Source organism: Paenibacillus agri, assembly GCF_013359945.1.
In the GTDB taxonomy this organism is placed as follows: domain Bacteria; phylum Bacillota; class Bacilli; order Paenibacillales; family Paenibacillaceae; genus Paenibacillus_AQ; species Paenibacillus_AQ agri.
Map to the genome: position 1 here is coordinate 1 of NZ_JABWCS010000208.1, position 14,276 is coordinate 14,276.

The following is a 14,276-nucleotide window of genomic DNA, read 5'->3' on the forward strand; positions in this document are numbered from 1 at the left end:
TTTCCTCTCTCCTTTCGGTTCAGCCCTTCCGTCAGCTGTTGCAACAGCTGACGTACTATGGCCTCTGCTGACTCCTGCCGGTTCAGCGCAGCCTCCCGGCTGCGGTTACAAGTTTTTTTTCCTTGCTTACCCGGCAGGCCTCCCCAGATAAGAACGCCATCTTTCCGCCCGCGCCTGCCCAAGTTTACGGCTGCAGCTCTTGGCAGCTTTGGATTTTGTCATGTTAAGGTGACTCATCCAGCTGCAACCGCCTCAAATTGGATTCGTGTACCTCAGACCGTGCTTTTGCCTCCGGCTTCCTTCAGATTCCACCTCACGGTGGATACCCTTGCCTTTGGCTAACGGTAGGCGCTTGCCAGCCCCCGCTCGGGACTTTCACCCTAGAGATGACGCCCATGCTGGGCGTACTTAAAAAGAAGGGCCGTCTCCCCTGCGGGAAACGGCCCTTCTCTGACATTGCACTCTACTTAGTCTTCTATTCAACTAACAGTCATCTTTCAAGCAGCACCCGGGAGTCCTTGGCAGCAACCACTGAAAGCCACGGGACTTTCTTTTCGCTGTCTGCATTCGCCTTTTTACGGCAGACATAGACTACCGCCGGTGGGAAATTCAGCGGAACGAACATCGATCTCTGGATGTCGAAGAATGGCTTCAGGTCTTTTTGTATCTGCTTAAAATAATAACTGAAGACCACGAACATCCCCTCATCCTTCAGGGAAGCGGAAATTTGTGACAGCAATTGCATCCGCTTCTCGCTCCCCATACTCCAGAACGGAAGACCGCTCACAATGCAATCCAGCTTCTCCAGCTTACCGTTATGCAACGCCAGCCGCAGCCGGGAGCTGTCCGGATAAAATCGGTAGTCAGGAAACTGCAGTTTCAATCGGCGGCGGAGTTCCGGATCTTTCTCGAACAAAAGAACTTGCATAGGCTGCTGTGCCGACGGCAGATGCCGGGTAACCGCGCCTGTGCCTGCTCCAAGCTCTGCCAGAGAGTTTACCTGCTCCCAAGGAATGGACTCCAGCAGCGCTTGCGCCAACCTGCGCGAACTGGGAACAATATTCCCTGTCGATAAGGGGGCCTGCAGGAACTTATACAGAAACAACAATCGCTCTTTGAGTCCTCTTAACATATGCCGCCTCCTCTCTATGCATCTTTTTATTAAGTATTACCCTTTGGCTATATAACATATCGTTTGGTTAATTTCGGTTAAAAATTCTCAACTTCTCTGACCTTCCGCTTCTTCCACACGATCTCGTAGAGGACCGGAACCACAATCAGCGTCAGCAAAGTTGAAGTGAACAAACCGCCGATCACTGTCACTGCCAGGCCGCCAGAGATCAGACTCGTGGAGGACCCGGACAATGCCAGCGGCAACAGGGCCAGCATTGTCGCCAGTGCGGTCATCAGGATCGGTCTAAGCCGTGTTTTGCAAGCCTCGACAATGGCTTCGGTGATCGGCTGGCCACTCTTGCGATTCTTCTCCACACGGTCAAGCAGAACGACTGCATTCGTCACAACAATGCCGACCAGCATCAGCATGCCTATCATTCCGCTCATGGACAAGGCCTGCCCGGTAACCAGCAATGCGCCCAGAGAACCGACCGGAATGAAGATCAGGGAAGACAGGATAATCAGCGGGGTAACTACACCGCCGAAGGTGATGCTCATGACCAGAAATACAAGTCCAACCGCTGCCGCCATTGCAATCCCAAGATTCGTAAAGCCCTCCTGCATCATCGCCATACCGCCGCCATAGCTGACTTCAACACCATCAGGCAGGGACAGGGCTGAAATATCCTTCTGCACCTCACGGGTGACGACTGAAGTGTTGTCTCCTTTGACGGTCCCTGAAACTCTGGCATAGGTTTTGCCATCGTTATGATTGACAGTAACCAGGGCATCGCGGACAGAGATATCAGCTACATCGCCTAAAGTACGAATTCCGCCTGCCGTAGGTACTGGTATGCTCTTCAATTCCTCCAGTGAGGTAATCTGCTGGCGATAGGACAGTGTAACTGTCTGTTCCTTATTGTCCAGTGTATAACTCCCTGCATGGACAGGCTTGAGTTGCTCTGATACTGCCTGCATGAGCACATAAGGACTGACTTTCTCATCTATTCCTTGTTGATTAAGGGTAAGCTCCCATTTCGGAGTAACCTCGTTCATATTGTTTGTAACATCCTTGAGATTGCTGTTTTGCCCCATCAGGTCTTCTATTTGCTTAGAGGCCTTGGACAAATCATCCATATTGTCTGAATAAAGGCTGACATCAATATTGTTGCCGCTAGGCAGACCCTGTTGCTCGCCTGCCCTGACTGTCACTGTCGTGCCGGGAATGACATTCTCCACTAGCGCCGGCAGGTCAGCCTTGGCTTTGTCAATGACAGCTTCCATGTCAATATCCTTCGTAAACTGTGCTGTCACTGTTGCCCGGTTAGCCGTACTGCCTGAGGATCGCATCGGATTATCTGCTGAGCCGCCAACAGCGACCTGGTAATTCGTCACTCCGTTAAGATCTTTGACATAGCTCTCTACTTTTTTGCTGACCTGATCGCCCTGCTCTGTGCCACTTCCGGCTGGAAGCGTCAGCTGAATGGAAGCCGTTGGCACGGAATCTGCCGGCAGGAACGCAACACCCAGCAAAGGAATAGTGCTCAGCGAGCCAGCAAGAAGTACCAATGAAAGAATCATAACCAGCCACTTGCGTTTCAGTGCAGCTTTAATCAGACGCTCATATACGCCCGTAAGTTTGCTTTCGCTCTTATGTGGCTTTACCTTTTTGAAGAAAGAGGCACCGAGCACTGGAATAAGCATCACAGCGACCAGCAAACTCGCCACAATAGAGATTACGACTGCGAGAGAAAACGGGCGGAAGAACTCACCAATCACGCCATTGACGAAACCAAGCGGTGCAAATACTACGACTGTGGCAATCGTCGAGGACAGTACTGGACTGATTACTTCCTTGGTCGCCCGGTAGGTCAAGTCCTTGCTCTTAAGTGAAGTACCTTTCTCTTGACGCCATCTATAAATATTCTCAATGACCACGATACTATCATCGACGATACGGCCGATGGATACGGCAATCCCACCCAGCGTCATAATATTCAGGGTATATCCCATTTGGTTCATCACTGCGATTGTGGCGAAAATAGAGATTGGCAGTGACAGAATGGAGATTAGTGTTGCCCTTACATTACGCAGGAACAGGAAGATAATGATGATACAGAATAAAGCCCCATACAATCCTTCTCTAATCAATGAATTAACCGATTCCTTGATTTCCTCTCCCTGGTTCGAAATCACATGAGCCTCTATATGATCGTTCTTGTAGGAATCCAGCAAGCTTTGAACCGCATCCCCTACATCAGCTGTATTAGCATCCTGGGTCTTGACCACTTCCAATACAAAGCTCGGTTCCCCGTTGTAACGTGTAATTTCATCTACTTGCGCAGAACTGGTTACTGTTGCAATATCGGAGAGTTTGATCGCAGGAGGCGGCGTGGCCACCTGAGCACCTCCGGCGGCTCCTCTCGCCTGCTGCTGCCCAGCCCCGCCAGAAGAACCAGGCGCAGCTGCCACGCCTCCGCCTACTCCGCCGGCTGGGCCGAGCGGCAAATCCTTGATTTGCTGCAGGGTAGTCGCCGAGCCTGAGAGCCGGATCGGAATTGTGGTCTCACCCTCGTTTACATTTCCCAGCGGCAAAGCATAATTTAAGCCCTGAAGGGCTGTCTGGATAGAACTCAGCGAGATCCCCAGTCTGGAAGCCTTCTCCTTGTCGACGACAATTTGCAGTTGGTCCGAGGCTGCTCCCTTCAGTGTCACCGAGCTGACCCCTTCAAGCTTCTGCAAGGCCGGAACGACATCGTCCTCTAGCTTTCTGGTTAATTCTCCAGAGTCTTTGCCTGTAGAAAAAATTGCCGCCTGGTAGATTGGCATAGCACCAGCCGAAAGACGCTGCACACTTACCTTAGCATTCTCCGGAAGCTTCAATTTTGCCACCGAGGCCTCAATATCTGTAGACAATTTGTCCATATCGGAACCGAATGGGAACTGGATCGAGATGCTGGACGCATTCTCTGTAGAAGTACTAGTTAAGGAATCATACCCGGCAAAGTTCTTCAGGCTGTCCTCAATTGGCTTTGTAACTCCTGTCTCCATTTCCTCTGTGGATGCCCCAGGATTAATTGCCTGGATAAATACCGCAGGGAATTCGATATCCGGGAAAGTCTGTTGCTTGATCTGTGTCGCTGAATATACGCCATAGCCCATAATAAGGGCAAACAAGATCAGCACAGCCACTGAATTTTTTAAACTGATTTTACTCAAAAGGTTCATTCCTCTTCTCCTCCTCTATCTGACCACAGTATAAAGCCCGAATTTGTCCTCAATGTGAACTGAGGATTACAATTCGGGCTTGTAGTAGAATTGGGGGAGTTGAACAGAGACAGTCGTTCCTTTTCCCGGAGTGCTGGCGACTTCAATCTGACCCTTATGCAGGTCGACAATTCGCTTGACGATGGATAACCCGAGGCCGCTGCCGCCAACTTTTCGTTCTCTGGATTTATCCACTTTATAGAAAGGTTTAAAAATATGATGGAGTTCCTCCTCAGGAATTCCTGATCCAGTGTCAGCAATCTCCACCAATACCTGTTCTCCACTTAAAGATACTTTAATGTCAATAGTTCCACCGTTGTTCGTATGCTTGATACTATTGCTTAACAAATTACTCCATATTTGACTCAACCGGTCTTCGTCCGCTTCGATGATTACGGGAAGTACATCCAGATTGACTGTCATCTCCTTGGCAGACCACTGAGGTTCCAGAGCAATCACCACTTGACGAAGCTGCTCATCCAGTGAGAATTTCCCCGGGGACAGCTGCATATGCTCGTATTCCAGCGTCGATAGCTGCAGTAAATCACCACTCAACCTGGACAGACGGTCGCTCTCTGCCTCAATGATATCGAGCAGCCGCATGCGTGTCTGTTCATCAAGCTGCTTATATTTAAGTGCCTGCGTGAACCCCTTAATCGATGTCAGCGGAGATTGAATTTCATGGGATACATCCGAGACGAACCGCTTGCGGCTTTCCTCCAGCGTTCCCAGTTCCTTCGCCATCACATTAAAGCTCTGAGTCAGTTGGCCGATTTCATCACCACGCTTGGTGCTGAGGCTGACGCTGAAATCTCCCTTGGACATTCTCCGGGTCGCACGGGTCAACCGCCGCAGCGGCTGAACGATATACCTGGCAGCGATCAGAATGAACAGACTGCCGAAGCCCAGAATAAAGAGCAGTTGGGTTTTCAGGAAACCGCCGATCATGCTCACCAGTTCATTGACCTCCGGTGTGATGAATAATGCGCCGGGTGAGCCATTCACGGTCAATGGAAGGCCGACTGTCATGCCTCCCTCACCTTTGTTAATTCCACTGCGAAAAACGCCCCCATGGAGAACCTCCGGAACATGGACTGCTTCCAGCTCCAACTGCCTTTGGTGAACTTCACTGCTCACATACAGCAATTTCCCCTTGCTATCGTACATATGTACAGCATAGCCAGGGAGGGCGGATACCCCTGTCATCAGGTAATCCAGATCTCCCCCCTCAGCCTGCTCGTAAGCCTTGATCATCATTTTTCCGCTGGATATCATGTGATCCTGTAGTGCCTTCTTGATTTGTCCTATATATATGTGATTTATCAACAGCGATGCCGTGAAAATACTAAGGATAACAGCCCCCAGAAAGGTCAGTACCACACGTACATACAGCGACTTAATCATGCAGAACCTCCAGCCTGTAACCTACTCCTCGAAGTGTAACAATCCGGAAATCACCGCTGTGCGGCTGGAACCGGTCCCGCAGCCGTTTGATATGTGTATCTACGGTTCGTTCATCACCAAAATATTCATAGCCCCAAATCTGGCGGATTAGCATATCGCGAGTGAAGATTTGACCGGGGTAACTTGCCAGCTTCCACAGTACCTCAAATTCCTTAAGCGGCAACGTAGTCAATTGACCGGTATCGTCATGCAGAACATGATAACCCCTCTTGTCTAACGTAATGCTACCCAGCTTGATGGTATGGGATGTGGAAATGCCGTATCGCTTCAGCAGCGCCTTGACCCGCATGACCATCTCCATCGGATCAAATGGCTTAACGAGATAGTCGTCGGTGCCAAGGCGAAAGCCCTTGATTTTGTCGGCAGGCTCGCCTTTAGCTGTGATCATCAGGACCGGTCTGTCTCCGGCCTCACGAATCCGTCTGCACAATTCCCATCCGTCCATACCGGGCATCATAATATCTATAATTACGAGATCAACATCATGTTTCTCATAATAGCTCCAGGCGTCCGCGCCATTGCTTGCCTCTACAATTTCCATACCCTCATCCTTCAGAAAAAGGCTAACCAGTTCCCGAATATGCGCTTCATCATCCGCCACCAAAATTGTTGTCACGCTGTACCACACCTCATCCAGTTGTTTTCCCTGACAATTATCACTTTAGTATATCGGCCTAATTTGTACTGAAAGTGAACAGAACATTACAACCCAACGCACACTTGGATTTTACATGGAGTAAGGTCGTCATTATTCCTGAAAGGGCGGCTGAAATGAAAAGCATCCGCGGATTGTGGACAAAGATACGCTGTTAGAGGAATCGCCAGTTTATTTCTCCTGGGATTCTACGGCATGACCACCGAACTCATTGCGCAGTGCTGCAACTACCTTGCCGGTAAAGGTATCGGTCTCCAGTGACCGGTAGCGCATCAGCAGCGACATCGCGATAACCGGTGTAGCAGCCTGAAGATCAAACGCAGTTTCCAGCGTCCACCGGCCTTCACCGGAAGAATGCATCACCCCTTTGATCTCTTCCAGCTTGGCATCCTTGGAGAAAGCGCGTTCCACCAGCTCCATCAGCCAGGAACGGATAACGGAGCCATTGTTCCATACCCGGGCTACCTGTTCGAAGTTGAAATCATACCCGCTTTTCTCCAGAACCTCGAAGCCTTCCCCGATGGCAGCCATCATCCCGTATTCAATCCCGTTATGCACCATCTTCAGGAAATGCCCGCTGCCGGATTTGCCCGCATAGAGATATCCGTTCTCCACGGAAGTATCCCGGAACAGTGGCTCAACAATCGCCCAAGCTTCCGGATCACCACCAATCATGTAACAGGCGCCGTTTCGCGCACCTTCCATCCCACCCGAGGTGCCGGCATCCATGAAGCTGATTCCATGCTGACGCAGGGCCTCATAACGGCTAATGGACTGCTTGTAATGAGAGTTTCCTGCTTCAATGACGATATCACCTTGTGATAACAGCGGAGTCAGCTCAGCGATCACATTGTCCACGACCGGATGGGGAACCATGATCCAGAGAATACGCGGCTGCTCTAATTTCCCCACAAGTTCTGCCAGACTTGCTGCACCTTCCGCACCGTTCTTGATCATCTCTTCCACAGCTGGTGTATTCAGGTCAAACGCTGCCACCTCATGTCCGTGTTCCAGCAGATTCAGTCCAAGGTTAAAGCCCATTTTTCCAAGTCCAATTAATCCTACTTTCATCTAAATTCCCTCCTGTGTATGTTCATGTATGGTCCAAATACTTCCTTTTAAAGGTGTATAGAAAAAGAATATCCAGAGGCCGAGGCCCCTGGACGCGTTTAGAAATTACAGAACACCTGCCGGTACGGATTGAATCTCTTGAGCCTCCGGTTCCTCATTCTCGTCCAGCCACCAGTGGTCATCGCCAAGAAGTTCTGCTGCCGCAGCAGGACCGTGAGAGCCAGCAGCATAGCTGTGCAGCGGAAGAACTCCTGCTTCCATCGCTTCTTGGATCGGCTGAACCCATTGCCAGGACAGCTCAACTTCATCCCAATGTGCAAAGAAGGTCGAGTCGCCACGCAGGGCATCATAGATGAGGTTCTCATAAGATTCCGGAATTTCCGGGTTACCGAGCTGATAATTGATGCGGACAGGTTCCAGCTTGCCGGTACGAAGCGGATCTTTAGTGTTGAGCTGCAGAGTAATCGCTTCATTCGGACTGATATCAATAATCAGCAGGTTAGGGTCAGTGTTCCCTTTATTCAGATTGTTATAATCATTAAGTGGTTCTTTGAATTCAATGACAATTCGCGTGGACTTCTCTTTCATCCGCTTCCCGGTCCGAATATATATCGGAACTTCATTCCACATCGGATCTTCAATCCAAAGGCGGGCAGCAATGTAGGTCTCGTTCCGCGAGCTGGAGTCGATTCCCGGTTCGTCCAAATAGCCTGGCACTGGATTGCCCTTAATTTCTCCGGCTGCATATTGTCCCAGCACGACATCACGTGTAAGATCGTCTTTTATCAACGGGCGGAGCGATTCCATTACATACCGCTTCTTGTTGCTGACATCTTCTGGTGTGCTGCCTTTAGGAAGCTGCATGGCTGTCATCATCAACAACTGGAGCATATGATTCTGGAACATGTCCCGCAGCGCGCCGGACTTGTCGTAGTAACCAGCACGTTCCTCTACCCCAACTGTTTCGCTCGCTGTAATTTGCACATTGGCGATATAACGGTTTTTCCAAAGCGCTCTCAGCACTGGATTGGAATATTTGAGCACTTCCAGATTCTGCACCATTGGCTTGCCCAGGAAGTGGTCAATACGGAAGATTTCTTCTTCTTTGAACGCAGCCGAAAGGCTCTCATTCAGCACTCTCGCCGACGCCAGATCCGTACCGAACGGTTTTTCAATCACCAGGCGCTTCCAGCCTTTCGTGGAACCAAGACCGCTGGAATTGATGTTGGCTGCAATTTCACCGAAGAATTCAGGACCGACAGACAGGTAGAACATTCGGTTCTCAGGAATCCCCAGATCTTCTTCTCTAGCCTTGACATGTCCCAGCAGCTTCACATAGTCTTCCGGACGACCCACGTCCAGCACCGTATATTCAAACGCCTGAATGAATGTCCGCAATTTTTCAGAATCTTCCGCCGGTTTTCTGGAGAAGGTTTGAAGGGAATTCAGAACCTGCGCCTGAAACGCTTCATTTGACAGTTCCCGTCTGCCGAGTCCGATTACGGATAAAGGTGTCGATATTTTACCATCTAAGAACAGGTTATATAAAGCGGGATAAATTTTCCGTTTTGCCAAATCTCCGGTAGCGCCAAATAACACAAAAGTTGATGATTCCACTTTAATTCCTCCTGTTGTTAATATATATTTATGAGGTTACTATTAATTACTTCTTAACTTTTATATCACACATCATACGACGATAATGTCCATTCGTCAACATCATTTCGACATTTACAGAAGGTATTCATTTCACTATACTGTGTTATAGTAAGAAAGATATTAATGATAACCACAAAAAAAGGATGAAGCCTAATTATGAAAGAACCTCCCAAGCCATTACATGCCAAAGTCGAAAGTGCTTACCATATCATCGGGAAAAAATGGGTGAACCTGATCATCCATGTACTCATGGAAGGACCGAAACGGTTCAACGAGCTGAACGCCATTATTCCCGTCCTCAGCAAACGCATGCTGAATGAACGACTGAAGGAGCTTGAAGAATACGATATTCTAAAGCGCCACGTCATTCCAGAACGGCCTGTCCGCACAGAATATACGTTGACCGAGAAAGGGAAAGAACTCGGCGATGCTTTATTTCATGTTGAAGCGTGGGGGATGAAGTGGTTTTAAGAACAGCCACCTCTCCTTGTCTGAGCATAGTTTGCTTCGCATATCAACTAAGTATAACTCAAACGCAGCTTTGAGCAAAACTTAACAACGCCTAAGAGCATATCTAAGAAGAATCTCAGTGCCCACACAGATCCGCAATTCAAAAAAAGGCGCCCCATAGCCATTAATGGCTTACGGGACACCTGGCGATTTTTTATCATTTGACAACGGTGAACGATTCTCTAACTGCCTGAACATCAATTAACAGCCTTGACCTTCATTTAGAACGCTCTTGAATGTTTTAGTAAAACCCTAATGCCTATGTTGCTTCATTTTTATTGTCACCCGCATTTCTCCTGTACTACCGCTGCTGCTTCCAGCAGCATCAGTCCACTGAGCTGAACGCTCAACTGAACCGGCAGTTCCGGTGCTTTTTCCCATGACGGACTGCATAAGCCCAGTTGTTTGTTCAGACCAGACTCCCATAGCCGCCCGGCATTTCGGAGAATGATCTCTCGTACCTGCTCCTGCTCCGGAATTTGACGGTACAACTGTACCCAATATCGAATTAGAATCCCTTTGAACAACCCCGTGTCATCTATGCCCTCATCAGGCAGCATCCGTGTATCCGCATCACAAAGCCGCCCGATACAAGCTTCTGAAGTACGGCGCGCGTCCGCCGCATATTTACTGTTACCCGTGTTAAGATACAGTTCAAGTGCAGCGCCCAGGAACACCCCCTGACAATAGGTGAATTCCCAGTCGTAATCAATTTCTCCATCACCCTGCCTGTTAATTCCATCCCAGACAAAGCCGGTAGCCGGGTCTACCAGATGGGCTTTGTTCCACTCATAGATGCGCTCCGCCCAGTTCAAATCCTTCTCATCCTGAAATAGGCCATATAGACGGGCGGCCAGAATAGCTGCCGGGGCATTCGCCGGAGTATTCTTATAGTCCCTCTGATCCTTCTTCCAGGCCATCCCGCCGCCAAAATGATCATTCCACGCAGTTTTGATGTCCTCCCACAGTTCCAGCACCGCAAGCTTATATTCTTCTTCCCCTGTCACCTTGTAAGCCCGCAGCAGCGCAAGCGCCGCCCATTCCATATCGTCATAGTAATTATGTGAGTAGGTTCCACCGTTATATGCGCGAAGACTCCGGCTCAATTCTCGAATTCTGTCCGCATACCCTTGGCTGCCGGTTCGTTCCAGCCCGTCTACCAGCACATCTATAACATGGGCCTGCCACCAATAATAAAAGTTTTCATCAGCCGGGCTATTCTCTTGCGGGTACCATTGGTTCATAATTCCGGTCTCTGCGTTGTAATAGTTATGAAGCAGCTGCTGCTGGTACCACTCCGCCCGTTCCTTCCAACTGTCCATGTCCACTGTCTGTATCAGGTCTGACATCAGCTGCACCTCATCTTCTAGTAATAGCGTACCCATGGTTAATCCGATTAGCTTGTTGTTAGTTCGTTGTTCAATGTTCGCTATTAGTCTATCGTTAGACTGTTGATATATCATTTCCTTCACATTGTTAGCACTCTATAAAATAACATCTATTGTCCAATTAGCTCCGCGCTCTCTCCAACTCAGCCAACATCTCCAGTAGCTTGATTCCGCTGAGCTGGGAGCTCAACTGGATGATCTCGCCACCCGCACGGTTCCAGTCCGTGCCGAACAGCGCGCCGTCGCCGGATTTCCCGCGCGCCCAGAGCAAATCGCCGTTGGCGCGGAGGAAATCCGCGGCCACGCCAGATCCCGGATCGGCCTTGCACAGCTCGGCCGTGTAGCGGACCAGGATGCCTTTGAACAGCCCGGCATCCCCGCCGCCCTCATCCGGCAGGCCGCCATGCCCGGCATCGGCCAGCTCCATCACCGCCGCCTGGAAGGTGCGGCGGGCATCCTCCAGATAACCAGCTTCGCCCGTTATCCGGTACAGCTCTACGGCTGCGCCGATGTACACCCCTTGGTTGTAGGTGAACTTCCAGTCCTTGTCGATGCCGCCGTCTCCGGCACGGTTCATGCCATCCCAGACGAAGCCTGTATCTGCATCGACCAGATGCCCTTTTAGCCACGCATAGATCCGCTCGGCCCAGTTCAAGGCTTCGGCATCGCCGAATGTTTGATACAGACGTGCCGCAAGAATCACTGCCGGTGCATTAGCAGGCGTATTCTTGTAATCCAGCTGCGATTTCTGCCAAGCAATACCGCCGTCCATATGCTCATTCCAACCAGTGAGAATATCCTCCCAAAGGATAAACACCGTTTCTTTATACGCCTCCTGACCCGTAGCCTGATAGGCACGTAACCAAGCCAAGGCCATCCATTCCATGTCATCATATAACTCATTAGGCCACACACCGCCATTGCGCTTCAGCAGCCCTTGATGCAAAGCGGTTAATCGATCGGCATAGCGGGTGTCACCGGTACGCAGCAGTCCATCCACAATTACATCTACAGCATGGGCCATCCACCAATAGTGAAAAATCGTGTTGCATTCCCCATTTGGGCAAGGTGTCTCGATGTTGTACATCCCGATATCATTATTCCAGAATAGCGTATCCAGTGCTTCCTGCGCCTGGTCCGCGCGTTCATCCCATAGCTTAAGCTTCAGTTGGTTCATATGCTTCTCTCCCTGGTCTCCCGGTTCTTCCCAAGCCGTCCCCGATTCTGGCAGAGCAGCTTAAAGTCCCGTCATTTTGTCTACATTCAGATAATTACCGTGTTGAAGTCGAGCAGTTAACCCTTAATACCGCTGAAGGCAATTCCCTGCACAAAATAACGCTGCAACGCCAGGAACAACACGAGTATCGGTAAAATTGCCACGAGTGCCCCGGCCATCATTGGCCCATAATCGGTCTGGAAATTATATGAGAATGCTTGCAGCCCCATCTGGATGGTCGCTTTATCAGGATCATTCAGTACGATCATCGGCCACAAGAAGCTGTTCCAGCCTGCCTGAAAAGTAAAGATACTCAGGGTAGCCAGCGCTGGCTTCGTCAGCGGCAGATAGATGCGCCAGAAGATCATAAATTCCCCGCAGCCTTCAATCCGGGCCATCTCCATCATGTCGCTCGGAAGGGTCAGGAAGAACTGTCGCATAAAGAATACCGCGAAGGTCCCTGATGCACCCGGCAAAATAATGCCCCAGAAGGAATTCATCAGCCCCATACCCCCGCTGCCAAAAATATCATTGCCGCCGATAAGCGGGATATGGCGCATAACATAGACCGTCGGAATCATAGTGACGATGCCCGGAATCATCATGGCTGCCAGCAGGACACGGAAAATCGGCTTGTTCAGTTTGAACTTCAGTTTCGCAAAGGCATAGCCGCTAATCGATCCGAAGAACAAGTTGGCCAGTACACCCGATACCGCCAGCACCAGTGAGTTCCAGAAGTACAGACCGAACGGTACGGTCGTGAACGCTTTACGGTAATGCTCGAATGTCAGTTGTGACGGAAACCACTTGATTGGCATCGCGAAGATTTCTTCATCCGGCTTCAGCGATGTCAGCACGCTCCAGTAAAATGGCAGGAACATGACAAGCGCTATAACGATGCATAAGATATAATAAAATGTTTTGCCTAAACCCCGCTTCAGCGCGGAATTGCTGCTGGTATCCATTCCTTTGAGCCCCCTTCTGCTTGGCATGCGTCTATACGATCGGGTCTTCCGCTTTCGATATCCGCATATTGATCAGCGAAAAGATGAGAATCGCCATCGCGAGTACAAATGCCTGCGCGGACGCATAGCCCATTTGAAGCTGATTGAAGCCCTGCTGATAGATTAAATAGACAGGCGTCTTGGTCATGTTGGCCGGACCACCCTGTGTAAGTACGAAAGCCTGGTCGAACAGCTGGAGCGCACCGATGATCGACATCGTGCTGACCAGAAAGGTTGTCGGCCGAAGCTGCGGCCACGTAATGTACCGGAAGCAATCGAACTTGTTCGCGCCGTCCAGCCGCGCCGATTCATAGAGATAATCGGGAACACCCTGCAAGCCAGCCAGGTAAATGATCATATTGGAACCGACGGATTGCCACAGTGTAAGCATAATAATCGACAACATCGCTGTGCGCGTCTCCGACAGCCAGGCCGGGCCTGTAATCCCTACATAAGAGAGCAGCCCATTCACAGCTCCGAATTCGGGATGCAGCAGCCAAATCCAAACGGTAGCCGCAGCTACGGCAGAGGTTAGTGTCGGCAGATAGTTAAGCGTCCGGAACAGCTTGACCCCGCGCCATGCCCGGCTGAGCAGAACTGCCAGCAGCACCGAGATTAGGATATTTAATGGAACGAATACTACCGCATACAGAAACACGTTCCGAAAAGTTTTCCACAGCAGATCATCCTCGGCCAGACGCCGATAGTTATCGAATCCAATCCAATCATTTCGACTGAGCACATCGTAATTCGTAAAGCTTAAATATAAGGCCATAACAACGGGGATGACCGTAAATACTACAAACAGCAGCACTGTCGGCGTAATAAACAAATATGCTGTTCTCGCCTGATGCCTTTCAATCCTTCTGACGGATGTCACTTGGGTTCCCCCTCTATATTCCATTCAGTAATTTTCCATATTGCTTTCC

12 protein-coding genes are annotated in these 14,276 nt (G+C 50.0%); 1 reads left to right on the forward strand and 11 read right to left on the reverse strand.

The genetic code is table 11. The features are described from left to right. The 7 genes from HPT30_RS29580 to zwf form a co-directional block, all read right to left on the reverse strand. The coding region (locus HPT30_RS29580) for a hypothetical protein (protein WP_217622370.1) at positions 1-182 on the reverse strand (182 nt) is incomplete at its 3' end. A 308-nt stretch (positions 183-490) separates the two neighbouring features. Beyond that, the gene (locus HPT30_RS13230) at positions 491-1,132 is read right to left on the reverse strand and encodes a class I SAM-dependent methyltransferase (protein WP_246317065.1); all 642 of its coding nucleotides are present in this window, start codon (positions 1,130-1,132) and stop codon (positions 491-493) included. Between the two features lie 77 nt (positions 1,133-1,209). Then, positions 1,210-4,341, reverse strand: a complete 3,132-nt coding sequence (locus tag HPT30_RS13235) for an efflux RND transporter permease subunit (protein ID WP_175371847.1) — start codon at positions 4,339-4,341, stop codon at positions 1,210-1,212. A 66-nt stretch (positions 4,342-4,407) separates the two neighbouring features. After that, positions 4,408-5,784: a HAMP domain-containing sensor histidine kinase gene (locus HPT30_RS13240; RefSeq protein ID WP_175371848.1), complete on the reverse strand. Its 1,377-nt coding sequence runs from the start codon at positions 5,782-5,784 to the stop codon at positions 4,408-4,410. Further along, positions 5,777-6,460, reverse strand: a complete 684-nt coding sequence (locus tag HPT30_RS13245) for a response regulator transcription factor (RefSeq protein ID WP_175371849.1) — start codon at positions 6,458-6,460, stop codon at positions 5,777-5,779. The genes HPT30_RS13240 and HPT30_RS13245 overlap by 8 nt, the downstream gene beginning before the upstream one ends. Positions 6,461-6,670: 210 nt before the next feature. Continuing rightward, positions 6,671-7,570, reverse strand: coding sequence for a phosphogluconate dehydrogenase (NAD(+)-dependent, decarboxylating) (gene gnd / locus HPT30_RS13250; RefSeq protein ID WP_175371850.1), 900 nt, complete (start codon positions 7,568-7,570; stop codon positions 6,671-6,673). A gap of 105 nt (positions 7,571-7,675) precedes the next feature. Then, the gene (gene zwf / locus HPT30_RS13255) at positions 7,676-9,187 is read right to left on the reverse strand and encodes a glucose-6-phosphate dehydrogenase (RefSeq protein WP_175371851.1); all 1,512 of its coding nucleotides are present in this window, start codon (positions 9,185-9,187) and stop codon (positions 7,676-7,678) included. A 198-nt stretch (positions 9,188-9,385) separates the two neighbouring features. Between zwf and HPT30_RS13260 the strand changes: the two genes are divergently transcribed. Then, a complete protein-coding gene (locus HPT30_RS13260) occupies positions 9,386-9,700 on the forward strand; it encodes a winged helix-turn-helix transcriptional regulator (RefSeq protein ID WP_175371852.1) in 315 nt (104 codons plus the stop codon). A 320-nt stretch (positions 9,701-10,020) separates the two neighbouring features. On the opposite strand, the gene HPT30_RS13265 is transcribed toward HPT30_RS13260, so the two are convergent. The 4 genes from HPT30_RS13265 to HPT30_RS13280 all read right to left on the reverse strand — a co-directional run bounded on the left by HPT30_RS13265 (position 10,021) and on the right by HPT30_RS13280 (position 14,227). Further along, on the reverse strand, positions 10,021-11,088 hold the full coding sequence (locus HPT30_RS13265) for a glycoside hydrolase family 76 protein (RefSeq protein ID WP_175371853.1): 1,068 nt from the start codon (positions 11,086-11,088) through the stop codon (positions 10,021-10,023). A 160-nt stretch (positions 11,089-11,248) separates the two neighbouring features. Continuing rightward, a complete protein-coding gene (locus HPT30_RS13270) occupies positions 11,249-12,304 on the reverse strand; it encodes a glycoside hydrolase family 76 protein (RefSeq protein ID WP_175371854.1) in 1,056 nt (351 codons plus the stop codon). A gap of 116 nt (positions 12,305-12,420) precedes the next feature. Next, positions 12,421-13,308: a carbohydrate ABC transporter permease gene (locus tag HPT30_RS13275; RefSeq protein ID WP_175371855.1), complete on the reverse strand. Its 888-nt coding sequence runs from the start codon at positions 13,306-13,308 to the stop codon at positions 12,421-12,423. 31 nt (positions 13,309-13,339) lie between these two features. Next, the gene (locus tag HPT30_RS13280) at positions 13,340-14,227 is read right to left on the reverse strand and encodes a carbohydrate ABC transporter permease (protein ID WP_376767034.1); all 888 of its coding nucleotides are present in this window, start codon (positions 14,225-14,227) and stop codon (positions 13,340-13,342) included. Between the last annotated feature and the right edge of the window lie 49 nt (positions 14,228-14,276).